The 24,352-nt window shown below is 64.5% G+C and carries 26 protein-coding genes and 1 tRNA gene; 15 read left to right on the top strand and 12 right to left on the bottom strand.

What is annotated here, in order from left to right:
* Window positions 1-930 carry a phosphate/phosphite/phosphonate ABC transporter substrate-binding protein gene (locus tag IEY43_RS16740; RefSeq protein ID WP_188949953.1) on the bottom strand — a complete coding sequence of 310 codons (930 nt, stop codon included), beginning with the start codon at window positions 928-930 and terminating at the stop codon, window positions 1-3.
* Between the two features lie 49 nt (window positions 931-979).
* Window positions 980-2,176, bottom strand: coding sequence for a TIGR03364 family FAD-dependent oxidoreductase (locus tag IEY43_RS16735; RefSeq protein WP_188949951.1), 1,197 nt, complete (start codon window positions 2,174-2,176; stop codon window positions 980-982).
* 168 nt (window positions 2,177-2,344) lie between these two features.
* Between IEY43_RS16735 and IEY43_RS16730 the strand changes: the two genes are divergently transcribed.
* Both IEY43_RS16730 and IEY43_RS16725 read left to right on the top strand, forming a co-directional pair.
* Complete coding sequence (locus IEY43_RS16730; RefSeq protein ID WP_188949949.1) at window positions 2,345-3,115, top strand: GntR family transcriptional regulator; 771 nt, start codon at window positions 2,345-2,347, stop codon at window positions 3,113-3,115.
* 21 nt (window positions 3,116-3,136) lie between these two features.
* Window positions 3,137-3,826, top strand: a complete 690-nt coding sequence (locus tag IEY43_RS16725; protein ID WP_188949947.1) for a phosphonatase-like hydrolase — start codon at window positions 3,137-3,139, stop codon at window positions 3,824-3,826.
* Window positions 3,827-3,894: 68 nt separating this feature from the next.
* On the opposite strand, the gene IEY43_RS16720 is transcribed toward IEY43_RS16725, so the two are convergent.
* Window positions 3,895-4,572, bottom strand: a complete 678-nt coding sequence (locus IEY43_RS16720; RefSeq protein WP_308425072.1) for a metal-dependent transcriptional regulator — start codon at window positions 4,570-4,572, stop codon at window positions 3,895-3,897.
* A gap of 289 nt (window positions 4,573-4,861) precedes the next feature.
* Here IEY43_RS16720 and IEY43_RS16715 point away from each other — a divergent pair, with 289 nt between their 5' ends.
* From IEY43_RS16715 to IEY43_RS16685, 7 genes are all read left to right on the top strand, one after another.
* On the top strand, window positions 4,862-5,923 hold the full coding sequence (locus tag IEY43_RS16715; RefSeq protein ID WP_209550336.1) for a LacI family DNA-binding transcriptional regulator: 1,062 nt from the start codon (window positions 4,862-4,864) through the stop codon (window positions 5,921-5,923).
* Window positions 5,916-7,430 (top strand): sugar ABC transporter ATP-binding protein, encoded by a 1,515-nt coding sequence (locus IEY43_RS16710; RefSeq protein ID WP_188949943.1) that lies wholly within the window; start codon window positions 5,916-5,918, stop codon window positions 7,428-7,430. Before IEY43_RS16715 ends, IEY43_RS16710 begins: the two co-directional genes overlap by 8 nt.
* Window positions 7,430-8,398, top strand: coding sequence for an ABC transporter permease (locus IEY43_RS16705; RefSeq protein WP_188949941.1), 969 nt, complete (start codon window positions 7,430-7,432; stop codon window positions 8,396-8,398). The genes IEY43_RS16710 and IEY43_RS16705 overlap by 1 nt, the downstream gene beginning before the upstream one ends.
* A 54-nt stretch (window positions 8,399-8,452) precedes the next feature.
* Complete coding sequence (locus IEY43_RS16700; RefSeq protein ID WP_188949940.1) at window positions 8,453-9,391, top strand: substrate-binding domain-containing protein; 939 nt, start codon at window positions 8,453-8,455, stop codon at window positions 9,389-9,391.
* 80 nt (window positions 9,392-9,471) lie between these two features.
* On the top strand, window positions 9,472-10,374 hold the full coding sequence (locus IEY43_RS16695) for a ribokinase (protein WP_188949938.1): 903 nt from the start codon (window positions 9,472-9,474) through the stop codon (window positions 10,372-10,374).
* Between the two features lie 16 nt (window positions 10,375-10,390).
* Window positions 10,391-10,774, top strand: a complete 384-nt coding sequence (gene rbsD, locus IEY43_RS16690; RefSeq protein WP_188949936.1) for a D-ribose pyranase — start codon at window positions 10,391-10,393, stop codon at window positions 10,772-10,774.
* 36 nt (window positions 10,775-10,810) lie between these two features.
* Window positions 10,811-11,656, top strand: coding sequence for an oxygenase MpaB family protein (locus IEY43_RS16685; RefSeq protein ID WP_188949934.1), 846 nt, complete (start codon window positions 10,811-10,813; stop codon window positions 11,654-11,656).
* Here the strand turns inward: IEY43_RS16685 and IEY43_RS16680 are convergent.
* Window positions 11,641-12,132, bottom strand: coding sequence for a DUF6328 family protein (locus IEY43_RS16680; protein WP_188949932.1), 492 nt, complete (start codon window positions 12,130-12,132; stop codon window positions 11,641-11,643). The genes IEY43_RS16685 and IEY43_RS16680 overlap by 16 nt on opposite strands.
* A gap of 309 nt (window positions 12,133-12,441) precedes the next feature.
* On the opposite strand from IEY43_RS16680, the gene IEY43_RS16675 reads away from it, so the two are divergent.
* On the top strand, window positions 12,442-12,837 hold the full coding sequence (locus IEY43_RS16675; protein ID WP_188949930.1) for a hypothetical protein: 396 nt from the start codon (window positions 12,442-12,444) through the stop codon (window positions 12,835-12,837).
* 71 nt (window positions 12,838-12,908) lie between these two features.
* Here IEY43_RS16675 and panD read toward each other — a convergent pair whose 3' ends face one another.
* The 3 genes from panD to IEY43_RS16660 all read right to left on the bottom strand — a co-directional run bounded on the left by panD (window position 12,909) and on the right by IEY43_RS16660 (window position 15,663).
* Entirely contained in the window at window positions 12,909-13,331 is a 423-nt protein-coding gene (gene panD / locus IEY43_RS16670) for an aspartate 1-decarboxylase (protein WP_188949928.1), read from the bottom strand.
* A 100-nt stretch (window positions 13,332-13,431) separates the two neighbouring features.
* Complete coding sequence (gene hutH / locus IEY43_RS16665; protein ID WP_188949926.1) at window positions 13,432-14,982, bottom strand: histidine ammonia-lyase; 1,551 nt, start codon at window positions 14,980-14,982, stop codon at window positions 13,432-13,434.
* Between the two features lie 108 nt (window positions 14,983-15,090).
* On the bottom strand, window positions 15,091-15,663 hold the full coding sequence (locus IEY43_RS16660; protein WP_188949924.1) for a DUF3060 domain-containing protein: 573 nt from the start codon (window positions 15,661-15,663) through the stop codon (window positions 15,091-15,093).
* 342 nt (window positions 15,664-16,005) lie between these two features.
* On the opposite strand from IEY43_RS16660, the gene IEY43_RS16655 reads away from it, so the two are divergent.
* On the top strand, window positions 16,006-16,236 hold the full coding sequence (locus IEY43_RS16655) for a hypothetical protein (RefSeq protein ID WP_188949922.1): 231 nt from the start codon (window positions 16,006-16,008) through the stop codon (window positions 16,234-16,236).
* A gap of 217 nt (window positions 16,237-16,453) precedes the next feature.
* Window positions 16,454-16,963 carry a Dps family protein gene (locus IEY43_RS16650; RefSeq protein ID WP_188949920.1) on the top strand — a complete coding sequence of 170 codons (510 nt, stop codon included), beginning with the start codon at window positions 16,454-16,456 and terminating at the stop codon, window positions 16,961-16,963.
* A 109-nt stretch (window positions 16,964-17,072) separates the two neighbouring features.
* Here the strand turns inward: IEY43_RS16650 and IEY43_RS16645 are convergent, their stop codons facing one another.
* Together IEY43_RS16645 and IEY43_RS16640 are read right to left on the bottom strand one after the other, a co-directional pair.
* A complete protein-coding gene (locus IEY43_RS16645; protein ID WP_188949918.1) occupies window positions 17,073-17,858 on the bottom strand; it encodes an IclR family transcriptional regulator in 786 nt (261 codons plus the stop codon).
* A gap of 85 nt (window positions 17,859-17,943) precedes the next feature.
* Window positions 17,944-18,852 (bottom strand): carbohydrate kinase family protein, encoded by a 909-nt coding sequence (locus IEY43_RS16640; RefSeq protein WP_188949916.1) that lies wholly within the window; start codon window positions 18,850-18,852, stop codon window positions 17,944-17,946.
* Window positions 18,853-19,034: 182 nt separating this feature from the next.
* Here IEY43_RS16640 and IEY43_RS16635 point away from each other — a divergent pair, with 182 nt between their 5' ends.
* Window positions 19,035-19,703, top strand: coding sequence for an alpha-ketoglutarate-dependent dioxygenase AlkB family protein (locus tag IEY43_RS16635; protein ID WP_229777462.1), 669 nt, complete (start codon window positions 19,035-19,037; stop codon window positions 19,701-19,703).
* Here IEY43_RS16635 and IEY43_RS16630 read toward each other — a convergent pair.
* Complete coding sequence (locus tag IEY43_RS16630; protein WP_188949912.1) at window positions 19,700-20,641, bottom strand: endonuclease/exonuclease/phosphatase family protein; 942 nt, start codon at window positions 20,639-20,641, stop codon at window positions 19,700-19,702. The two genes, IEY43_RS16635 and IEY43_RS16630, sit on opposite strands and share 4 nt — an antisense overlap.
* 84 nt (window positions 20,642-20,725) lie before the next feature.
* Between IEY43_RS16630 and IEY43_RS16625 the strand changes: the two genes are divergently transcribed.
* Entirely contained in the window at window positions 20,726-22,006 is a 1,281-nt protein-coding gene (locus IEY43_RS16625) for an MFS transporter (protein ID WP_188949910.1), read from the top strand.
* Here the strand turns inward: IEY43_RS16625 and IEY43_RS16620 are convergent, their stop codons facing one another.
* Complete coding sequence (locus tag IEY43_RS16620) at window positions 22,007-22,432, bottom strand: VOC family protein (RefSeq protein WP_188949908.1); 426 nt, start codon at window positions 22,430-22,432, stop codon at window positions 22,007-22,009. It abuts the gene before it with no gap.
* Window positions 22,433-22,624: 192 nt separating this feature from the next.
* Between IEY43_RS16620 and IEY43_RS16615 the strand changes: the two genes are divergently transcribed.
* Window positions 22,625-22,700 (top strand) — tRNA-Ala (locus IEY43_RS16615).
* 146 nt (window positions 22,701-22,846) lie between these two features.
* Here the strand turns inward: IEY43_RS16615 and IEY43_RS16610 are convergent.
* On the bottom strand, window positions 22,847-24,253 hold the full coding sequence (locus tag IEY43_RS16610) for a trimethylamine monooxygenase (RefSeq protein ID WP_209550334.1): 1,407 nt from the start codon (window positions 24,251-24,253) through the stop codon (window positions 22,847-22,849).
* Window positions 24,254-24,352 lie beyond the last annotated feature (99 nt).

The raw sequence follows: 24,352 nt of genomic DNA, 5'->3' as shown, positions 1-24,352 counted from the left end.
TTAGATGTCCTTCTCGGTCAGGCCCATTTCGGAGGCCAGGTCGAACAGCGGCTTGTAGGTTTCCTTGGTGACTTCCAGCAGCGGGCCGGCAGGGTCCACGTCCAGGAACTTGCCGACCTGCTCGATGTCTTCCTTCGGCAGGTTCAGCAGCGCGTCCTTGACGGCCTTCTTCAGCTCCGGATCGGCATCCGGGCGCACGGTGATCGGATCGTTCGGGATCGGCTCGGAGGTCCAGACCTGGCGGAAGTCCTCCGGGTTGAAGGTGCCTTCGGCCTTGGCGGTGGCCAGCGTCTGGGTATTGATCTGCGCCGCGTCCACGGTGCCGTTGACCAGGGCCAGCAGCGCCTCCGGGTGGCCGCCGGCATAGTTGATGTTCAGTTCGTCTTCCGGGATGCCCGCGGTCTTCAGCGCGTAGCGCGGGAGCACGTCGCCGGAGGTGGAACCGACGCCGCCCAGGGCCAGGTCCTTGCCGCGCAGGTCGTCCACGGCCTTGATGTCGGAGTCCTTCGGGACCCAGATGCCGGCGGTGTAGGTGCTCAGCTTGCCGTCGGCGGTGCCGAAGGAGACCATCGGCTCGGCACCGGCCTGCTCGCTGGCGAAGACGTAGCCGACCGGGCCGAACTGGCCCAGGTCCAGCTTGCCGTTGCGCATGGCCAGGACCTCGGCAGAGTAGTCCTCCACCACCTGGACCTCGACCTCGCAGCCCAGTTCGTGCTCCATGGCATCGGCCAGCACGCCATAGGCGGGCTCCAGCTTGGCAGGATCCTCGAATGGTTCGATGCCGAACTTGATCGGCCCGTCGGCGCAGTAGGCCGGGGCGCCGGAGGCCTCGGCAGAGGTGCTGCCGCTGGCCTCGGTGGCTCCGCAGGCGGTGGTGGCCAGCAGGCCGACGGCCACGGCGGCCAGGGGAAGTGCGCGGGAAAGCTTCATGGGGATGCTCCTGTGTGAGAAAAAGTCTGTTGCGAGTGGGTGGAGGTGCTTAGCGGGCCAGCGCGGCCAGCGGCCGGCGGAGGGTGAGGCGGTCGGTGACGTTGCGGTCTGCCAAGCCGAATGACAGGGTCATGCCCACGCCTGCGGTCACCGAGACCACGGTGACTGCCGGGCAGATGTCGGCGATCAGCAGCGGGCCGACCTCGCTGGAGGCGTAGACGCCCTGCCAGCGTTCTTCGATTTCCAGCGGTGTGCCGAGGATCTTCTCGATGCTCTGCAGCAGGGAAGCGGAGGTTTTCTCCTTCAGGAACGGGGGCTGGGTCAGGTCATAGGTGTGCGAATCGCCGAGCAGCAGCGAGCCGTCCGGGCGCTGGGTGAACATGACGTTGGCTTCGATGTCCAGCAGCTGGGGCTGGTGCTCGCGGACTTCGGCGCGCAGCTTGGCGGCGGAGGGCACCTCCGTGAACGCCTCGTAGCGCAGCATCGAGGTGGCGGTCAGCACTGCCGGGCCCAGCTGAAGCGGCTGGTTCTCGGCGGTGCGGGCCATCTGCAGCGCGCAGCGGCGGACCTTGTGATCCTCGGCGAGCTGCGGGAAGAGGTAGTCGACGTCATGGCCGACGCAGACGAACACCTGGTCCGCCTCGATGGGGCCGCGGCTGGTCTCGACGCGGGCGCGGCGGATGGCCCCGGCGCCGAAGCCCAGCGCCGCGGTATTCCAGCGCACCGATCCATGCTCCTGCGCATCCAGCCAGGCGGCCAGCTTTGCCACGGTGGTGCGCGGGTCGACGCGCAGGTCGTCGCGCAGCCGGGCGCCACCGGCGATTCCCTCGGTGGTGCTGCGTCCCAGCACGCCGGCCACTTCATCGGCGCTGAGCAGGGTGATCTGTCCGGACTCGCGGACCGCAGCCAGCTCGCTGAGCACCTGCAGTTCGGTTGCGGTCGCGGCGACCACCATGGCCCCGGCCTCGGCGGCCCAGAAACCTGCGCGCTGGGCGTACTCAAGCCATAACGGGCGGCCTGCCTGGGCGATGTCGTAGAGTTCTCCGGACTGCGCGGTGATGCAGGCGTGGCCGAAATTGCGTACCGAGGCGCCCACGGCGCGGTGGTCGCGGTCGATGACGGTGACGGTGTAGCCGGCATCCAGTGCGCGGGCTGCGTGGGCCAGGCCGATGATGCCTGCGCCAACCACCAGGACATCGGTCTGCAGCGGCTGGGAAGCGGTGGGGAGGGAAGTGTTTTCGTTCATCACGGAATTGATCATCCGCGCCCTGACCTAGCGATTTCAAGCCAGATCGGCACTTGTTCAAACAAGTTTGCCCAGTGTTCAACTTGGTTAATTTTCGTTAACCTAAGCTTCATTTGGAAGCCGGAAAAACCACTGATTTCAAGGGATTTCCACTTGTATGATCAAGTGGTGATTCAGAATAAGAACCAACCCAAGCACCAGTTGCTGGCCGCGGACCTGCGCGAGCGGATCGCGTCCGGCCAATGGCTGGAGGGGGAACCGATTCCCAGCGAGACGGAGCTGTGCGCCCAGGCGAACGCTTCTCGGGGAACCGTGCGCCATGCCCTGGCTACGCTGCGTTCCGAAGGCTTGATCGCAGGCGGCCAGGGAAAGCCCCCGGTTGTTGCGCATGCGGTGCGCTCGCAGTCCTTCAGCACTTTCATGTCCTTCACCGAGTGGGCGCATTCCGTCGGGCGGACTCCGGGGCAGCGCACGCTGGAACTCGCGCGCCGCCCGGCCACGGAGGAGGCCGCCGGGCAGCTGGAGCTGGAGCCCGGAACAATGATCGTCCAGGTGCTGCGCCTTCGCCTGCTGGATGACACCCCGGCCATGATCGAACGCACCAGTTTCGCGCCGGACGCAGGACGCCTGCTCTTCGACTTCGACACCGATTCCGGGTCGATCTTCAACTACCTGCGCGAACAGGGCGTGGATCTGAGCCGCGGCAAGCACATCATCGACGCGGTGGCCGCGGACGGCGAAGACAGCACGCTGCTCCAGGTGCCCGCCGGCATGCCGCTGCTGCGCGAACGGCGCATCACCTCATCCAGCACCGGCGAGGTCAAGGAATATTCCGATGACCGCTACCTGCCCCACCTTGCCAATTTCACCATTGAAAACACCATCGAGGAACGCGCGGCATTCACCCGCGCGCCGAGCTTGGCACTGCAAAGCTTTTAACCATACCCAAGGAGAAACACCATGATTGAACTGATCGTTTGCGACATGGCCGGAACCACCGTCGATGAGCATGCCGACGTCTACCGCGCGCTGGAGAACAGCGTGCGCGAAACCGGTGCCGAGGTCACCGCGCAGAACCTGCAGGCCTGGATGGGAGCCGAGAAGCGCGAGGCCATCACCGCATTGATCGCGCTGGGCGGAGGCGTTCCCGAAACGCGGCTGGTTGACGGCACCTTCGAGCGTTTCCGCGAACTGCTGTTCTCCTACTACGAGCAGAATCCTCCGGTAGCATTGCCAGGCGTTGTCGAAGCCTTTCAAAAGCTCGCTGCGCAGGGCATCAAGATTGCGCTGACCACGGGGTTCTCCCGCGATGTCGCATCGGTGATCCTGCCTCAGCTGGGCTGGGCCGTGGGCGAAGGCGAACTGCTGGACGCCGTGGTCACCGCCGACGAGGTGGCCGCCGGCCGCCCCGCTCCGTACATGATCCACCGCGTGATGGAGCTGACCGGAATCCGCGACGTGCGCAAGGTGATCGCCGCCGGCGACACCGTCAACGACCTGCAGGCCGCCAAGAACGCCGGAGTCATCGCGGTGGGCGTGCTGACCGGCGAGCTGGGCCGCGGCGACCTGGAGATCCACGAGCACGACGTGATCCTGGACGGGGTGGCGCAGCTTCCGGAGTTCATTTCCCACCTTGAGGCCAAGGCCTAGTTTTCGCCGGCAGGAACGCAGCGGCCGGGGAACCTCTCATGGTTCCCCGGCCGCTGCGCCGTTAAGCCTCAATCGATCACGGAGACCCACACGGCACCGGCGGCCCGCTGGCCCAGGCGCAGCGCGGCACCGGTCTTCGGGGAGGCGACCTCCAGGGTGTCTGAGAAGGCGTCGCCGGGGCGGATGCCCAGCCGGGCGCCGACGATGATCCCGTGGTCGGAGAAGTACTGCAGCAGTTCCGAATCGTCATCCGAGATCCGCTCGACCCGGACCTGCGAACTGTCGGTGATTTCCGTGAGCGATACCGCCTGCGGGATGCTGATCTGGCCTTCCGCGGTGGGGATGGGGTCGCCGTGGGGGTCGCGGGAGGGGTGCCCGAGCAGCTCGTCGATCCGCGCGATCATGAAATCCGAGACCGCATGCTCCAGCTGTTCGGCCTCGTCGTGGACCTGGTCCCATCGGTAACCGAGCATCTGCACCAGGAAGGTCTCGATCAGACGGTGCCTGCGCACCATGGTCACCGCGTAGTCGCGGCCCAGGCTGGTGAGGTTCACCGCGCCGTAGGGGGCATGGTCCAGCAGCCCTTGCTGGCGGAGCTTGGACAGGGCGCCGGAGACGGTCGAGAGCTTCATGCCGGCCTTGCCGGCAATGATGCTGGCGGTCACCGGCTCGTCCGACCACTCGGTGAGTCCATAGATGATCTTGAGATAGTTCTGCGCGCTGTCCGAAAGCTGATTTACCGACACGCTTCCCATGATAGTCAATTCCCGGTGGATCGGGCCGGGTCCCGCTGCTCCGGCAAGGCCTTCGGGGAACTCCGCGGCGCCGGATCTACCCCTGCGAATAAAGCAGACATATTTCGAGGGGTCAATTCGATAGCTATAAAACCCCCAGCGCGGATGCCCAAACGAAAGTATTCTCCGGGGAGGTTGGCGGTGTCCGCTCCGGATCCCGTTGACTTTGCCGCGCGTTTGCGGAAAACTGTGTAATCGATTCCATGGAATCGATTACACGTAAGCAAAGGGGCTTATCGCAATGAATGCGGTCACCATCAAGGACGTGGCGCAGGCTGCAGGAGTATCCTCCGCGACCGCTTCCCGCGTGCTCTCGGGGCATCCCTCCACCTCGGCCGCTTCCCGCGAAAAGGTCGAGGCCGTCGCCCGCGAGCTGGGCTTCGTCCCCAACGCCCAGGCGCGCTCGCTGCGCTCCACCAAGACCGACACTATTGCGCTGTTGATCTCCGACGTGCGCAACCCCTACTTTTCCGTCCTGGCCCATGCCATCGAGCAGAGCGCCCACGAGGCCGGGCTGATGACCTTCATCGGCAACGCCAACGAGGATTCGGCGCAGCAGGACCAGTTCCTGGCCGCCATGCTCTCGCGCCGGGTCGACGGACTGATCGTGGTCCCGCAGGGACTGGACCAGGCGGCGCAGCGCCCGAGCGAGATGATGAGCCGCATCGTTGCTTCCGGCACCCCGATGGTCTTCGTGGACCGCACCCTGCGGGGCATCGAGATTCCCTCCCTCACCGCGTCCAGCGCCCATGCGCTGGAAGCCGCCATCGCCGCGCTGACATCGCTGGGCCACCGGCGCATCGCCTTCATCGGCGGCCCCGACCACGCCTCCACCGCCCGTGAACGCCACCTTGCCTTCGACGCGGCGCTGGCCGCCAATGGCCTGCCCAGCGATCCCGCGCTGCATTTCGCCGGCGACTTCAAGGCCGGCTCCGGCGCGCAGGGCGCACGGTGGCTGCTGGCCCATCCGGCCGCGCCGACCGCTGTCGTCATCGCGGACGCGCCCATGGCCATCGGCGCGCTGACGGTGTGGCGCGAGGCCGGTCTGAAGATCTCCAGGGACCTGTCGGTGATCACCTTCGACGAGGTCGACGCGATGCTCATGCACGACCCTCCGATCGCCACGATCAGCCACGACCTCACCCTGATGGGACGCGCCGCGGTCGCGGCCCTGCAGGCCGTGATGGCCGGGCAAAACCCGGAACGCCGGGAATTCTCCAGCCACTTCACCCAGCGCGAATCCCTCGGTCCGGCGGCTGCCAGCCCCGGGGCGATGATGGAAGGAATGCCCACCCATGAGTAATGAAGCGCTACTAGTCCTGGACCGGGTCTGCAAGTCGTTCGGACCGGTCCGGGTCATCGACGAGGTCACCGTCCAGGTGCACGCGGGCAAGGTGTCGGTGCTGCTCGGCGAGAACGGCGCCGGCAAATCGACGCTGATCAAGATGATCGCCGGTGTGCACGAACCCGATGCCGGCCGCATCCTGCTTGACGGCGCCGAGGTGCGCATCCCCGACACCAAGGCCTCCGAGGCGCTGGGAATCGCCACCATCCACCAGGAACTGAACCTGGTCCCCTCGATGACCATCGCGGAGAACATCACGCTCGGCCGCGTGCCGCGCCGGTTCGGCATCATCAACCGCCGCGCCATGCGCCGGATCGCCCGCGACGCGCTGGACCAGCTGGGGTTGAACCTGGACGTGGACACCGAGGTCGGGGAACTGGGCCTGGCCCAGCAGCAGCTGGTGGAAATCGCCAAGGCGCTGAGCCTGGACGCCCGCGTGCTGATCCTCGACGAACCCACCGCGGCGCTGACCACCTCGGAGATCGCCCACCTGTTCAGCGTGGTCAACCGCCTGAAGGCCCAGGGCGTCGGAATGGTCTTCATCAGCCACCACCTCGATGAGATCGCGGAGATCGGCGACTACGTCAACGTGCTGCGCGACGGCAAGTTCATCGCCACCGTCCCGGCCGACACCGACGAGAACGAATTGGTCCGGCTCATGGTCGGGCGCGACATCGAGGCGCAGTTCCCGCGCGTGGCCCAGCAGCCCGGAGAGCACGAGCTGCTCAGCGTGCAGAACCTGTCGGTGGGCATGCTTCAGGACGTTTCACTGGCCGTCCGCCCGGGCGAGGTCGTCGCGCTGGCCGGGCTGATGGGCGCCGGGCGCACCGAGCTGATCCGCGCCATCGCGGGAGCTGACAAGTATTCCAGCGGCAGCGTCAGCGTGGCCGGCAAGAAGCTGCCCAGCTTCGACGTGGCCGCCGCGACCCGCGCCGGCATCGGGCACGTCCCGGAAGACCGCAAAACCCAGGGGCTGGTGCTGGATGCCTCGGTGGCGGAGAACATCGGTTATGCCACCATGGCCGCCACCTCCAGGGGCGGGCTGGTGGACCGCAAGGGCCAGCGCGCCCGGACCCAGGAGGTGGCCGCCAGGCTGCGCATCCGCATGGGCAGCATCGACCAGCCGATCCGCTCGCTCTCCGGCGGCAACCAGCAAAAGGCCGTGTTCGGCCGCTGGTTCACCGCCGGGGCCAAGGTGCTGCTGCTCGACGAGCCGACCCGCGGCGTCGATGTCGGCGCCAAGGTGGAAATCTACGAACTGATCAACGAGATCACCGCCGCCGGGGGCTGCGTCCTGATGGCTTCCAGCGAATTGCCGGAGGTCCTGGGCATGTCCGACCGCGTCCTGGTGATGAGCCAGGGGCGCATCGCCGGGGAACTGGTCACGGCGGACGCCACGCAGGACTCCATCATGGCCCTGGCCGTCAGCAATGTGCACCGCGAAGAAGAAATGGGAACCAAGTAATGAGCAGCACAACTACTGCCCCGAAGAAGGGCTTCGACTTCAAGGCATTCCTTGCCAACAACGGTGCGCTGGTCGGGCTGGTCATCCTCTGCCTGGCCCTGTTCATCGCCACCCCGCGCTTCCTGACCGGCCCGAACCTGCTGAACATCGGCATCCAGGTTTCCACCATCGCGGTGATGGCCTTCGGCATGACCTTCGTGATCGTCGCCGCCGGCATCGACCTGTCCGTCGGCTCGGTGGCGGCGCTCTCCGCCATGGGCTCCTCCTACGCGGTGACCACCGCGGGGCTGCCCGACGGGCTGTCCATCCCGATCGGCCTGGCCGTGGGCGCGCTGTGCGGCTGGGTCACCGGCGCGATGAGCGCCTACGGCAAGCTGCCCACGTTCATCGCCTCGCTGGCGATGCTCACCGTGGTGCGCGGCCTGACCCTGGTCATCTCCGACGGCCGGCCGATCTCCACCAGCGCCTCGGTGTCCTGGCTGGGCGACGACCTGGGCCCGATCCCGATGCCGATCATCATCCTGGTGCTCTCTGGCCTGGTCGCCGCGTTCGTGCTCAACCGCACCGTGACCGGCAAGAATGCCTTCGCCGTGGGCGGCAACACCGAAGCCGCGCGCCTCTCCGGCATCCCGGTCAAGCGCGTGCTGGTCACCGTGTTCGTGATCTCCGGCGTTTTCGCCGCGCTGTCCGGCATGATCCTGGCCGGGCGCCTGGACTCGGCGCAGCCGACCCTGGCCTCGGGCTACGAGCTGGATGCCATCGCCGCGGTGGTGATCGGCGGCGCCTCGCTGTCCGGCGGCGTCGGACGCATCTCCGGCACCCTGATCGGCGCCCTGGTCCTCGCGGTGATCCGCAACGGCCTGAACCTGCTCTCGGTGTCCGCCTTCTGGCAGCAGGTCGTGATCGGCGCGGTGATCGCGATCGCCGTCGGCTTCGACGTGCTGCGCCGCAAGAACGTCAAGCACTAGATTTTCCGCCTTACCACCACTGAATTCGCCAATCCAAGTTCAAAGGAGAACCCCATGAAGAAGATCCTGCGCACCTCCGCCGCCGTCACCGTAGGCCTGGCCCTGGTGCTGGGCACCGCCGCCTGCAACCGCGGCGAAAGCGCCGCCGAGGGCGGCTCGGCCACCCTTGCGGTCTCCACCCTGAACAACCCGTTCTTCGTGGACCTGCGCGACGGCGCCCAGGCCGAAGCCGAGGCGCTGGGACTGGAACTGTCCGTGGTCGACGCGCAGAACGACTCCGCCACCCAGGCCAACCAGCTGGCGACGGCCGGCACCAACGGCTCGGCCGGCGTGATCATCAACGCCGTGGACACCGAAACCGCCGAGGCCGGCCTGGCTCCGGTCGTCTCCGCCGAGCTGCCGATCGTGGCAGTGGACCGCGCGGTGGGCGACACCAAGATCGCTTCCTTCGTGGCCAGCGACAACGTCGCCGGCGGCGAGCAGGCGGCCAAGGCGCTGGCCGAATCGCTGGGCGGCAAGGGCAAGATCATCGTGCTCGAAGGCGTGCCGGGAGCCTCGGCCACCAATGAGCGCGGCGAAGGCTTCGACAAGGGCCTGGCCGGGTACGCGGACATCGACGTCGTTTCCTCGCAGACCGCCAACTTCGACCGCGCCGAAGCGCTGGACGTGGTCACCAACCTGGTGCAGTCAAACCCGGATGCCGTGGGCGTGCTGGCGATGAACGACGAGATGGCCCTGGGCGCCATCCAGGCGCTGGGGGACAAGGCCGGCAAGGACGTCAAGGTCGTCGGCTTCGACGGCACCGATGACGGCTTCAAGGCCGTGGAAGCGGGCACCATGGTCGCCACCATCGCGCAGAACCCGGCCGAGCTGGGCAAGCAGTCGGTGCAGATTCTGGCCAAGGCCATGAAGGGCGAAGAGGTCGAGGCCAACGTACAGGTCGCCGTGGACACCGTCGATTCGGACAACGTCGCGCAGTACGCGGGCAAGTAGCCTTCACCCAGCAGTACCAGCAGTACCAGCAGTACCCGCAGGCCCATCGGCCGCCGGGAGAGAGAAGCAGAGGAAAAACTATGCAGCAGGACATCCAGGTCACCATCGTGGGCTCCAGCAACGTGGACATCACCGCGCTGATGCGCCGGCTGCCCGGCCCGGGCGAGACCGTGCTGGCCGATTCCTACCAGCTTTCTCCCGGCGGCAAGGGGGCCAACCAGGCGCTGGCCGCGCAGCTGGCCGGCGCCGCCACCGAATTCATCGGGGCCGTGGGCAACGACTCCCACGCCGACATCGCCCTGGGCCAGCTGAAGGATGCGCAGGTGGTGCTCGATCGCGTCGCGCGGTCGGCGAAACCCACGGGTGTTGCCATCATCCAGGTGGATTCCGCCGCGGAAAACTCCATCGCCGTGGTCTCCGGGGCCAACGCCACGGTAGATTCGGACGCGGTCGCCGAAGCCGGGCAGCTGCACGGCATCGTGGTGCTGCAGGGGGAAATCCCGGCCTCCGGCATCACCGCTGCCATGGACGCCGCCACCGGACGCGTGGTACTGAACCTTGCGCCGGTCATCGAACTGGACCGAGCGCACCTGCTGGCCGCCAACCCGCTGGTGGTCAACGAGCATGAGGCGGCGCTGATCCTGCAGCAGCTCGATGCCAGCGACGCGCCGACCAACGACGCGGAACCGGTGATCGCCCAGCGTTTGCTGGAGCACGGCCTGGCCAGCGTCGTGATTACCCTCGGCGCCAATGGCTGCCTGGTCGCCGAGCGGGGCGCGCCGATCCAGCAGCTGCCGGCCATCAAGGTCAAGGCGGTGGACACCACCGGCGCCGGCGATGCCTTCACCGGGGCGCTGGCCGCCCGGCTGGCCCACGGCGATTCCCTGGCCCAGGCCGCTGGCTTTGCCGGACGCTTCGCCGCGCTCACCGTCCAGGGCCACGGTGCGCAGTCCTCCTACCCGCGCCACCTGGCAGATATCTAAGCGAAAGACCCCACTCGTGCTGAAATCAGAGATCCTCAACGCGCCGTTGCTGGCCGAACTGGCCAAGCTGGGGCACACCGACACCGTCGTGGTCGCCGACTTCGGGCTGCCGATCCCCAGGCAAACCCCCGTGGTGGATCTGGCCTTCGTGGCCGGACAGCTGGGATTCGCGCAGGCAATGGAGGTGCTGGCCCGCAACCTGGTCATCGAGTCCAGCACCCTGGCCAGCGAGGCGCGGGGCAGCGTGGTTGAAGAATGGTGCACCGCCCAGGGGCTTGTTCCCGGGTACATCTCCCATGAGGAACTGAAAGCCGCGCTGCCGCACGCCAAACTCGTCATCCGCACCGGAGAGGCCACGGCCTATGCGAACGTCGTGCTCTCCTGCGGGGTGCCCTTCTAACAGGGAGCTGACAGCCGCGCGGTTTAGACTCGAGGGGTGAATCCCCAGCCCGAGCCGCAGCCGTTCCCCCGCGACCAGCTGGCCAAGGCCGCCCCCGAGTCCGCGCTGCTGCTGGGCGCCGGGCGGGCAATCCTGCTCCAGCTGGCGCATCCGCAGATTGGGCGGGCCATCGCGGAGCATTCGGACTTCGCCGCCAACCCGCTCTCCCGCCTGCTGCATACCCTGGGCTACATCTATGCCCTGAGCAACGGCACCGCCGAGCAGCAGCGCACCATCATCGACTACGTGGATGCCGCCCACCGTCCAGTGCGCGGTGCGCGGGACAAGGCTACCGGCGCGCCGGCCTACTCGGCGCTGGATCCCCGGCTGCAGCAGTGGGTCGCCGCTACGCTGTTCGACTCGGCCCGGGTGATCGGCTCGCAGGTCCTGCCCGCATGGGACCACCACGCCAGCGAGGAGCTGTACCGGCAGTATGCGCGGCTGGGTGACGCGCTGCAGATGCCTACGCATTTCTGGCCGGAGACCGAAGCCGGGTTCAATGACTACTTCGCCGGGGTCACGGCCAACCTCCACGTCACCGACCAGATCCGCAAGCTGGCCGACGAGCTGTTCACCGGCTCCCGCGCACCGTGGTGGATCAGGGTGGCGCTGCCGCTGATGCGCGATGTGACCATCGCACAGCTGCCGCCCCGGATCCGCGAGCAGTTCGGATACGAGCTGACCCGAAGGGTCGAGCTGCGCAACCGCGTGACGGTGCGAGCGGCCTGGGCTGCCTCTCGGATCTTCCCGAAGGCCATCCGGCACCTGCCCATGAAACTGATGCTGCGCCACGTGGACGGCATGGCGTCCGGCGCGAAGAGTCCGGCTCAGCCCTCGTCGTAGGATTCCGGCATCGTGCCGCGTGGGGTCAGCAGCCGTGGCAAGAGCAACAGCAGGAATAGTGTTGCGACCATCAATCCTCCTCCGATATACAGTGAGAGCGGCCATCCCACCAGAACGTGGATAACAAACCAAACACTGCCTGCCACCAGCAATCCGGCACAAATGCCCGCGACCTTGACCACGCGGTGGCCCAGCAGCACCGTCGTGGCCTTCAGGCGCTGCCCGAAAAGATAACGGTGGACCAATACGGGCACCAGCATGAGGACGATCAGCAACGCCGAAAACACGAGCAAAATGACATAGAGGATTTCCTCCACGTCGGTGAGCATGACGAACCGCGCCTGGAAGGGCAGGATGATCAGGAATGCCGCCAGAATCTGGACCCCGGTCTGCATGACTCGGGTTTCCTGGAGGATTTCATTCCATTGGCGATGCGGAGCCTCCGGTGAGTCATCCGGTTGGACGTTCTTGGACATTGCTTCTCCTATCCGGCGTACTCAAGTAAGTTTTAATCGGCCGCTTGGCGTTTGATTCTACTCAGCCGGGGGCGCCCCGGCAGGATCTGCGACAAAGAGCTCGAATTCCCCTCATGTTGCGTGGGGGAAGAAGTTTCGACTATTAGTACATATGTACTAATAAGCAGAGTAGAGTCTATCTATGATCGAATTACTTCACGGGGTGCAGCGGGAAGGGATTCGGTGCGGATGGCCTGATGAAAAGGCCCGCCAAGCCGCGGAAGCCACCGGGCTTGGGACTGACCAGAGCCGAAGGGAGCTGAGAGCCTCATGAGCGCAGCAGGCAATGAGACCGGATTCAATGATGTAGGAGGCGGGCCGCCCGGCGATTCCTCGTGGGTGTGGGCCATGCCGTCTACCGGTATGAGCTGGTGCGAATGCGGCGAGGGGCATGAGCTCAACCGCGAGATCATCTGGGGCTTCTCGCGCGAGTTGGGGCTGGAGCGCCGACGCGATCTTGGCTACGCGGAGCTCTTTGAATTGGCCATGGAAGTCTGGCGCTACGACGAGGTGTGCAGCTTCTTCAAGATGGCGGTCGATGATGCCATTGACCGCGTCTACGGCCGGCATGCCAGGCGGTATCCCATGGTCAGCGCACTGGATATCATCGGCTACTTCTCCAAGCGCTGGCAGGGCTGCCCCGAGTTCGACTGCGAGGCCTTGTAGCATCGAGGATGCGCGGCAGGCCGCCGGGTGATGCCGGCGGCCTGCTTGATGCCCAATGCGATGTCCGGAAGTTAGTTCCCGGTGACCAGCGCGAACGGTGGCGTTTGGACGTTCTCGCCCACGGCTACCGCGGGGTCGTCGCCCAGATGGATGATCTTGTTGTCGGCGTCCACGTGAACCACGCTGGGTACGTAGCTGCGGGCTTCCGCGTCCTCCATCTGCGCGTAGCTGATCAAGATGACCAGATCGCCCGGGTGGACCAGATGCGCCGCCGCGCCGTTGATGCCGATGACGCCGCTGCCCGGCTCGCCGGCGATGGTGTAGGTTTCCAGCCGCGCGCCGTTGGTGATGTCCACGATGCTGACCAGTTCGCCCGGGAGGATGTCCGAGGCTGCAAGCAGCTCGGAATCTACCGTGACCGACCCGACGTAGTGCAGGTCCGCCTGGGTGACCGTGGCCCGGTGAATCTTGGATTTGAACATGGTCCGTTGCATACGATGTTTCTTTCGTGGTTTGGATGCCGTTTCCCGACAACCAAGCTTACGCTCATTCAGGGCCATTCGGTCAGAAATGTCGGGAAATCAACAGCTTCGACTATCCCCGCGAAAGATAAGGCTGCAGCACTTCGTGCACTGCTCCGGATTCCAGCAGCTCGCAGGCGGCTTCCAACTCGGCCGAAAGGAAGCGGTCCTCGCCGGGGCCGGCGACCTTGGTGCGCAGCAGATCCAGTACCGCGCCGGTGGCCGGGCCCGGCAGCAGCGGAGCGCGCAGGTCCAGTGCGCGGCCAGCAATGAGCATCTCCACGGCCAGGATGCGTCGCAGGTTCGCTACCGCGGTGCGCAGCTTGCGGGCCGCATGCCAGCCCAGGGACACGTGGTCCTCCTGCATGGCCGAGGAAGGAATCGAGTCGACGCTGGCCGGTACGGCCAGACGCTTGTTCTCGGCGACTAGGCCGGCCTGGGTGTACTGGGCGATCATCATGCCCGAATCAACCCCGGGGTCATCGGCCAGGAACGCCGGCAGGTCCCGCGAACGGGCGGGATCCAGCATTCGGTCGGTGCGGCGCTCGGCAATCGAGCCCAGATCCGCCACAGCAATGGCCAGGAAGTCCAGCACATAGGCCACCGGGGCGCCGTGGAAGTTGCCGTTGGAGGTCACCTCGCCGCTGGGCAGCACCACCGGGTTGTCGATGGCTGCGGCCAGTTCGCGGGTGGCGACCATTCGGGCATGGGCAATCGTGTCGCGCACCGCGCCGGTGACCTGCGGGGAGCAGCGCAGCGAGTAGGCATCCTGCACCCGACCGTCGCCTTCCTTGTGCGAAGCGACCACGGGGGAGCCGGACAGGAAACCGAACATGTTGGCGGCGCTGCGGGCCTGGCCCGGATGCGGGCGCAACGGCTCGTGCAGCTCGGGGCGGAAGACCTGGTCGGTGCCCATCTGGGCCTCGACGCTCATGGCCGCGGTGGCATCGGCAATGTCCGCCAGTTCGTCCAGGTCGGCGAGCGCCATGAGCAGCTGCCCGAGCATTCCGTCGGTGCCGTTGACCAAGGCAAGGCCTTCCTTCTCGGCCAGCTGGACCGGGGCGATGCCGGATTCTGCGAGCAGCTCGGGGACCGGGCGCAGGTTGCCGTCGGCATCGGTGGCTTCGCCCTCGCCCATGAGGACCAGGGCGCAGTGGGACAGCGGAGCCAGGTCGCCCGAGCAACCCAGCGAGCCGTATTCCCGCACGACCGGGGTGATGCCGGCATTAAGCAGGTCGACCATCGTCTGCAGCACGACCGGGCGCACGCCGGTGCGTCCCGAGGCCAAGGTCTTGGCGCGCAGGAACATCAGCGCGCGCACGACCTCGCGCTCCACCGGTGCTCCCATGCCTGCGGCGTGCGAACGGATCAGCGACCTCTGCAGCTTGGCGCGGTCCTCGGGCGCGATGTGGCGGGTGGCCAAGGCACCGAAGCCGGTGGAGATCCCGTAGACCGGGGTGTCCGAGGAGGCCAGCGCATCGATGTGGGCGCGGACCGAGATCAGCTGTTCGAGGACCTCGGGGGAGATCTCGATACGGGCATCGTGGCGGGCCACGGCGATGACATCAGCGGCGGTCACGCCGAAGCGCTGCAGGGTGACATCCGTCGAGAGCTTCACGGTCATGGGATTCCAATCAGTGGGAGGAATGATCTGTAATCCCATTGTTCGACAGTTCCCACCGGCGCAGGCCGTGAATGCGCGCGTAGTGTCTGAAATGCCGGACAGGGTCGGCTAGAAGGCCAACTCCACCCCGTCCAGCGCGTGGCGGCCCAGAGAGTTGCTCTGGCCGCTGTCCGTGCTCCGCGTGTCGCTGCTGCGCCATGCCACCACGTTGCCGATGCCGCTGACGTCCACCTGGCGCACGCTCTTGACCGCCACGATGTTCCCCGCCCCGCTGATCTCGACGGAGCGGGCATTATCCGCAACGATCATGTTGCCGGTGCCGCTGATGGAGATCTCCTTGCAGTTTCCGACCAGCAGCAGGATCTGGCCGTCCTCGGAAATCTCCGTATCCTGCGAGCACTTCTTCTTCTGCGCGTGCTCCAGGATCTTCTCGAATCCAAGCTGGAAGCTGTCGCCGTTGGTCTTTTTGGGCACGGAGCCGAGGCTGCCTTCGGTGCTGGTGGGATCCTTGGGCAACGGCGTCACTGTGCCCTGGATGGACGCTGTCGCGGTAGGTATCGCCGACGCGCTCGGCCTCGCTGTCTCTTCCGGCGACTGGATGCTCACGCAACCTGCCAGCGGTATCGCCAGGAATACCGCGGCGAGGGTTGAAACTGTGCGTTTATTCTGTGGCGCTGCCATGGTAGTCCTCTTGCGGTCGGTTGATAGCTGCTTCTATCTTGGCCGATCCGCCGGCCGATTTCCTGTTCAACTGCGCACACAAGCTTCCAGCCGCTGGTTGAATGGAGGCACATTAGTCTTGCCAAGGGGAATCGTCAGGCCGTGCGGCTCCGAATCCTAGGCACAGACCCAGAGTTTCATTCGCACCCGGGACATTCGGGAGACAAGGGACTATGCTATTTGCACCATGGTGAAACCCGTGGCCGAACGCAGCAATGCATGGGAGGACATTTGGACAGGTACCCATTCACCGCTCACTGAATCTGCCCACGTACGGCGGGCAGCACCAACTAAGGAGAAGCCATGCCGCACAAGAAGCATCTGGGAATCGGGCTGGTCGTCGGCGGAGCGCTGGTGGCCGCACTTTTCCTCTCATTTATCTACGTGGTGCCCCACGGATCCCCCGCGGATGCCGCACCCCTTTGGCTCGGAGCGATCTGGGCGATGTTGACCATGCTCTGGGGAATTTTCCGGCTTGTTGCCGGACCCAGCAAGCTCGACCATCTTCACGGCGGAACCGATGCGGGCTCCTAGGCTCGGAGCACGAAGCGCGGCGCGTCTAACTGGGACGCCCACTACAACAAAATGAAGGGTGGCGGAGCAATCTGCCACCCTTCCTCCATGAATCCTGAACGTCTCCCGTGTGCTTTGAGCTCAGGGTTCAGTGCCGCCGGCAATGAAGGTAGCGTGCGAAAGGTAAGCCGGGACAACCCGGCAGGAATGACCCCCAGGTCTGCAAAGGAGATGACGTATGTCGAGCAAGCAAAGTACGCCCGCACGCAAGACTTCGCTGGAAAATGCGGAACATGGATTCGTAGCCACGGAGGTGCTGCGTGATTCGCTGCAGCTGGTTCTGGTGAACATGCTGGACCTGCAACTGGTCGGCAAGCAAATCCACTGGAACGTCGTGGGACCGAATTTCCGCGACTTGCACCTGAATATTGATGAAGTGGTCGCCATTGCCCGCCGAGGTTCGGACGAAATCGCCGAACGCATGCGCGCATTGCATGCCACTCCGGACGGCCTGGCATCCACCATTGCCAAGTACACGCGCATCGAGCAGCCGGTCAACACCGAGGTGCTGACCACCGATGGCGTGGACATCATGGTCAAGGCCGTCCAAGCCACCGTGGATGTCATGCGCGAGGTCCATGATCCGGTGGATGAGGACGATCCGACCACTGCGGATATCCTGCATCAGTACATCGCGGAGCTGGAGCAGCAGGCATGGTTCCTGAGTGCTGAAACGCGCCGTCCCTAAGGTGTAGAACCCCGGCGGGATAGGCCGGGCAACCGGGCCAGCGGGCCAGCCGAATCGTGTGGTATCCGGCTGGCCCGTTGCTCTGAGCCGGGCCGCTGGTACTGTCTTGCTACTGCTGGCGGTGCCCGTGCAGCCGGGCCGTCAGTTGCGCTGCGGTTGCGCGGATGGGCTCCAGCAGATTCCCCCACTGGTCTTCAGGTATCCGGTCGGCCAAGAACGTCACCGCGACCGCCGCCACCGGCCAGCCGCTAGCATCGCGGATCTCTACCCCGAGCGAATTGAAGTCGGCCGTGAGGTCCCCGCGCTCTACCGCGTAGCCGCGTTGCGCGCTTTGATCCAATTCGCGCCGCAGCTGGGCGTAACTGGATATCGTGCTCTGGGATTCGCGCCCTGCGAAACTTGCAGGGGTTGGATACAGCGCCCGAACCTGGGACTTGGGCAGGGCCGACAGAATGGCGCGGCCGGAGGCGACCAGGTGGGAAGGCAGGCGCACTCCTACATCGGTGACCAGCGACGGGCGGCCCTTGGCGCGTTCCTCCACGATATACAGCACGTCCGCGCCGTGCAGCACGGCCAAGTGGGCGCTTTCACCGACCTTGTCCACCAGCTGGGCCACCAGCGGCGCACCCAGCCGGGCCAACGGTTCCTGGCGGGTGTAGGCGCTGGATAATTCGAAGGCCGCAACTCCCAAGCCGTAGGACTTGTCTTCCGGGTAGTGCGCTATGAAGCCGTGCTCGTGCATGACCGTCAGCAGCTGGTAGACGCTGGATCGCGGCAGATCCAACAACCTTGCGATCATCGCCGCGGGGGTCGGGGCCTTGCGGGACGCCAGCAAACTCAAAATCCTCAGGGTATTGTCTGCTGCCGGGACCTTGCTGCCCACTACTGCCTCCATGGTCGAATGATGCGAAACGCCTGCATCCGAACTCTAGCAACCCCAGCCGGGATCACCCCACCGGACGAAGGCGCAGTGCCTGCAATTAGAACACCACCGAGGACAAGCAGCTTTCAAGCTCGAGCAGGGTCGGGGGATTGGCGCCGATTTTCTGGACGGTCAGCGCGGCGGACAGGGAAGCGGTGCGCAACGCCGACTCCACGTCGTCTTCGTCCAGTTTTTCGTTGGACACCAGGGCCTGCAGCAATGGGCCGTTGCCGATTGCATGCAGCAGTCCGGACATGAATGCGTCTCCGGCGCCCACGGTGTCGGCGACGCTGACCTGCAGCGATGGCAAGGAGACTTCGAGCTGGTCGGTGCGTGCTTCGCAGCCGCGCACGCCGAAAGTCATGACAGCGAGTTTGGCGCCGCGGGCCAGGATATGCCCCAGCACCCTTGCGGTATCCCAGCCGGGGTAGAGCCACAGCGCGTCTTCATCGCTGAGCTTGACCACATGGCTCAGGGCGCACAACGCCTCTATGCGGGTCAGCGCGGCGCGGCGCTTGTCCACCAGCGCGGGACGGAGGTTCGGGTCGTAGCTGCGCAGCTGATGCGCCGGAGAGTTCGCAAAAACCTCATGGATCTGCGAGAAGCCAGGTTCCGTAAAGGCGGCGATGGATCCGGTGTGGAGAACTTGCGCATCGGTGGGGACAACTGACTCCAGCTTCCAATCGAGCTTGAAGTCGTAGGCCGCCTGTCCGCTGGGATCCAGTGTCACGGTGGCGGTGCTGGTGGCCGCTTCGGTGACCGAATCTGCGGCAAGCCGGACGTCTGATGCGTGGAGGTGTTCGATGATGGCGCGGCCGTGTTCGTCGCCACCGATTCCGGTCTGGAGGGTCACTTCATGCCCCAAACGTCCCAGCCCGACGGCCACGTTGAGTGGAGAACCGCCCGGATATGCCAGCCCATTGACGATGTCGACCAACGCTTCGCCTGCAACCTGTATTGATGCCATGCCAATGATCCTACGTACGGATGCTTCGAAAGTCCCCTTCCCCCTGCCTTGGCGTGGGAGAAGGTTGTCCAGAGCACATATTTACCGGCTTCTCTCGGCCCGCGGGGTCCTGGTGCTACAGTCGGTGGCGATGCGAAACCCGCAGCGGAACGGACCTTCCGCAGACAGGAGACGGGCAACTGGTGGACTTTCTCTTCGATGACAGCGCGCTGCCACGCGAGCCCCGGCAGCTGCGCCCCGGAGCATGGCATGTGCCCGGCTGGCTTGCGCCGGAAATGCAGTCCTGGATCATCAAAAGGTTCTTCGAATGGGGCAATGGCCCGGTCCCGCCGCACCAGACACTGTTCAACGGCCACCCGATGAGCGTGCAGAGCCTGTGCCTAGGCTGGCACTGGAGCCCCAGCAGCTATTCACGCACTGCCGACGACATCAATGGGGCTCCGGTAGCGCCGATGGAACCGTGGCTGGTGGAGCTTGGCCGGCGGGCAGTGCGCGACGCGACGGGGGACCCGGTTAAGGCGCAGTCCTATCGGCCCGACGCAGCCATCGTCAACTACTACGACGTGAACGCCACGATGGGCATGCACCAGGATGCTGAAGAGCGCATCAATGCCCCGGTGGTCTCGCTGTCGCTGGGCGATTCGTCGACCTTTCGGATGGGAAATACCGAACATCGCAACAGGCCCTGGCAGGAGGTGCGTCTTGCCTCGGGAGACCTGTTCGTCTTCGACGGACCGGCGCGCTTCGCCTATCACGGGGTGACGCGGATCCACCCTGGAACTGCGCCGCAAGGATGCGGGCTGGGCAGCGGGCGCATCAATATCACCTTGCGGCAGACCGGCCTCTCCTAGTCGTCAGCCAGGTCCACTGAAGCGCGCAGGGCATAGTGGTCCGAGTCTCCGGCCGGAATGCGTTCAAGCGAGGTGCCGGCGATGCCGCGGACCATGACGTGGTCGATGCCGAGCATCGCAAAGGGGGAACGAGGCCAGGTCATCGCCGGTCCCCACGCGCTGTAGTGCACGTCGTCCAACTGTTCCGCGACCGGCGCGAAGTGGCGGTCAGTTGAGGTGGCATTGAAGTCGCCGGCTGCAATGACTTTGGACGAAGGATCCTTTTCCACATAGTCAGCCAAGGATGCGAGCATGGTGTCCCGCTCGTCATGGCCAGTCGGACGCGCCGAGGCTGCATGGACCGCATACACCCTTACCGGCCCGGAACCCGTTTCTACGTCGGCCCGCAGTGCACGGTCCCAGCCCAAACCCAAGTCCAGCGGTTCGGGGTTGGACAGCGGGTAGCTGCTCCACAGGCCGACGGTGCTCACCGAGTAGTAGTACGGATGACTTGGCTTCAGCTCGTCCGTGACCAGATCGATCTGCCCCTCGCCCAGCTCTTGGAGCGTAATGACCTCGGCTCCCGAGCCGGCCAATGCGCGGGCAGAAGTCACCGCATCCTGATGGACGTTTTGCGAGGCGACAACCAGGGTGTCCTTGCCATCGACAGCTGCGGAGGGCAGGGACTCGGGGCCGAAAAGCACGCCCCAGACAACGGTTGGCACAAGCAGGGCAACGTAGGTTCCGCGCCCGCCCACGGCGATGGTCATGAGCAGCAGAACAAGAATGCCAAGCCCGAGCCATGGGGCCAGGTTGTCAAGGATGAGTCCCAGACCCGCGACGTCGGGTATCTGCTGGTGGAAAGCCAGGAGCGCAGCAAGGCCGAGGCACAGGAGGATAACCGTGAGTCGTGCCAGAATTCGTAATGCCGACAACCGGCGGCGTGATGCTTTGGACATTGGACTTCCACAGTGCCACAGAAAACGGCGGGAATCGAAATTTTCCTCAGCGTTGCCTGCAACTACGATGGAAGTCAGGCGTCGATGAAGCCGTGCCATCCCAAAACTCCCAAGGATTCAAACGTGACTACTTCTGCGCCCAGCAAATACTTATTCGGTGGCCGGCTGTTGCTGGCCATTCTTGCCTTGTCCATGGGCGGGTTCGGTATCGGCGTCACCGAATTTTCGCTCATGGGCCTGCTCCAGGAAGGCGCCGCCGACCTGTCCGTGAGCAATTCACAGATGGGCCTGATGATCAGTGCCTACGCCATTGGCGTTGTTATCGGCGCCCCGGTGCTGACCGCGCTGGCCGCCAAGATTCCGCGCAAGCGCGCAGTCCTGCTGTTAATGCTCTTCTTCACGATCGCGAACCTTTCGTCGGCCTTTGCCCCTGATTACGGAACTATGCTGGTCACCCGGTTCCTGGCCGGCCTGCCGCACGGCGCCTACTTCGGTTTGGCCGGAGTCCTGGCCGGTTCGCTGGTGCCCGGCAGCATGCGGGGGCGTGCCATTGCCTGGGTGATGCTTGGGCTCTCGGTGGCCAATGTTGCCGGAGTCCCGCTGGTCACCCGGTTGGGGCAGCTGACCGGATGGCGGGCGATGTTTGTTGTTGTCGCCGTGGTCGGTTTGATCACCATGCTGATGATCGCTGCGTTCGTTCCTTGGCACAAGGCGGAAGCTGGCGCAAGCATGCGCCGCGAACTCTCGGCGTTGAAGAACGTCCAAGTATGGATGGCCATGGGAACTGGCATCGTGGGGTTCGGCGGCTTCTTCGCCGTGTACTCCTACATCTCGCCGACGCTGACCGAAGAAGCAGGGCTGGATATCAATCTTGTTCCATGGGCCCTTGCGCTCTACGGATTGGGCATGGTCGTCGGCTCGCTGGCCGGAGGGCGCCTAGCCGACTGGTCGATTTTCGGGTCCATCAAGCTGACCAACCTGATCATGGTCGCAGCCATGCTGGTCTTCGCGGCCGTGACCAGCTGGATTGTCCCCACGCTCATCATGGTCTTCGTTCTGGGCGCGGTGGGCTCGCTTTTGATTCCCAGCCTGCAGACCCTGCTGATGGACTCGGCTCCCCATGCCCAGTCGTTGGCCGCTTCATTGAACCATTCGGCGCTCAACGTCGCCAACGCCTTGGGTGCGGCACTAGGTGCTGCGGTGATTTCCGCTGGCTTCGGCTATCGAGCGCCGTCCATAGTCGGTGCGGGACTGGCTGTACTTGGCTTTTTGCTTGCCTGGGCAACCCAAATCAGGGCGAAGAAGATCGGCCTGCTCGTGGGCAGCGAAGCCGTCGCCGCCCGCGAACAGGCCGATTCCAAGTAATTACGAGCGCACCGCGGAAATATTGAACATCCAGGTGACGCCGAACTTGTCGGTCAGCTGGCCGAAAGAGTCGCCCCAAGGAGCGGTGGCCAGTGGGACGTCGATCCGCGCCCCGTCCGACAAACCGTCCCACCATTTCTGCAGTGGGGCCGAGTCTGCTTCGTCCGTGCCGTCGCTGCTGAAGGAAACGGTGCCGTTGGGCATGAGATTCATTTCCGGCGGGGTATCCGAAGCCATGAGGTGAACACCGCGGTCCACGAAGAGGGACGAATGCATGATCTGGTCGGTTGTTGCCGGGCGATCATCATTCATTCCTTCTTTGAAAGTCATTAGCGACAGTTCTCCGCCGAATACCGAGTTGTAGAACTCCATCGCTGCGCGTGCGTCACCAGCGAAGCGCAGGTAAGGGGTCAGTCCAATGCTCATGGGAGCGCGCCTTTCGAATTAGGTAGGGGGACCGATCGGCCCTCGGGGAAGATTCTGCCACCCGCAACCGACAAAGTGAATAGCGTCCTGTGACCAGCGTCTCTGACGGTGGATTTGGTGTTTCTGAAGCATCTCCGGTAGAGTTTTATCTCGGTTCGAAGGTGATGAAAACCGGAAAAACCACCTTCTTTTGGGGGTATGGCGCAGTTGGTAGCGCGTCTGCATGGCATGCAGAAGGTCAGGGGTTCGAATCCCCTTACCTCCACCAAAAGGGAAATCCCGGAAGTCTTAGGACTTCCGGGATTTCTTTTTGCCAGCGGTTCAGTGCTTGCTGGATACCCAATGGCCGGGTCGGCACGCGCGATGCGCGTTCCGACCCGGCCTGGAGCAATTCAGTTGTTGTGCTCTGCCGAATTATTTCGAAGCAGTGGTTGTAGAGCTGTCTTTGCCGCGGACGATGCGTTCCAGTTCGTCCTCTTCCGGGTAGGACAGGTAGCGTTCCAAGGAGTCATCCAGTTCCCGAAGCCACGGCGTGTGGTGTTCGCAGGCCATGGTTCCGGTCATGACCGAAGGATAGACCTGATCTCGGTAGTTCAAGATGTTGTGCTGCTTGTCGTTCTTCCAGGCCAGGAATATGCGGGCGACCTCATCCAGGTCGAACATCGGATAATCCGTCTGTTCGATGAGGTCGCGGATATAGTCGGCCTGGAAATGGACTTCGTCGGCCGCGCTGCTGAGATTCTCAAGGCGCTGCGCCCACTGATCCATGTCTTGCTTTTGGTCGGACCGCGAGGGAAGCTGCGCGTCGCCTAGAATGACATCGCGAACATACCAAGCCTGCGCATCGAACATGTTGAAGGTAAACCATTGGTCTTGTGCACCGAGGTAGAACAACTGGTTGTTTGCCTCGCTGACCACGCCACGGTACAGCGACTTGGGATACAGGTTGTTGGGGGAGGACAGGGCCAGATCCGAGGGCAGGAACGGATAGTGGTGCAGGTAGCCGGTGCACAGAATGACCGCGTCGAACTGGCCTTCGGTGCCGTCCGCGAAGTGGGCGGTGTTCCCCTCGAAGCGGGTGACCAGAGGGCGCTCCTGGATGCCTTCAGGCCACTCGTATCCCATCGGGGCGGTTCGGTAGCTCATGGTCACCGAGCTTGCACCCATCTTGAAGGCCTGGATTCCGATGTCCTCGGCAGAGTAGCTGGCTCCGATCAACAGGACGTTGCGGCCGGCGAGGCGTTCGGCGCCACGGAAGTCGTGTGCGTGGATCAGCGTGCCTGGGAAGGTTTCAATACCGTCGAAGTCCGGGACGTTGGGGAAGCTGAAGTGTCCGGAGCCGATGATGACATAGTCGAATTCGTTGCTTTCGGTGATGCCGCTAGCCAGGTCTTCAACAGTGACGGTGAACTTCTGGGTGCTTTCGTCGAACTGAACCCAGCGAACCACTGTCGAGAACCGGACGTACTTCTTGACGTCCGACTTCTCGGCGCGGCCGTTGATGTAGTCCCACAGCACAGCACGCGGCGGATACGAGGAAATCGGGCGGCCGAAATGCTCGTCAAAGGTGTATTCGGCGAATTCCAAGGCCTCCTTGGGACCGTTGGACCACAGGTTGCGGTACATGCTCGAGTGGACTGCTTCGCCGTACTTGTCGATGCCGGTGCGCCAGCTGAAATTCCACTGGCCACCCCAGTCATCCTGCTTTTCGTAGCAGACGATTTCCGGGACCGAGCGACCGGCCTTGCGAGCCGATTCGAAGGCTCGCAGCTGAGCCATTCCGCTGGGTCCTGCTCCGATGATTGCAACGCGTTGTGACAAGCGTACCTCTCCGGCATTTCAGCCTAATAAGTTACTCCTTGCGCGGCGAAAAATGTTCAAATTCAACTGGGCTGCGCCACGCGGAACCTCAAATAAGCA

Origin of the sequence: Glutamicibacter protophormiae, assembly GCF_014647495.1 — a bacterium.
Lineage (GTDB): Bacteria > Actinomycetota > Actinomycetes > Actinomycetales > Micrococcaceae > Glutamicibacter > Glutamicibacter protophormiae.
Note: the sequence above shows the minus strand (reverse complement) of the source record. Positions and strands in the feature narration are given on the sequence as shown.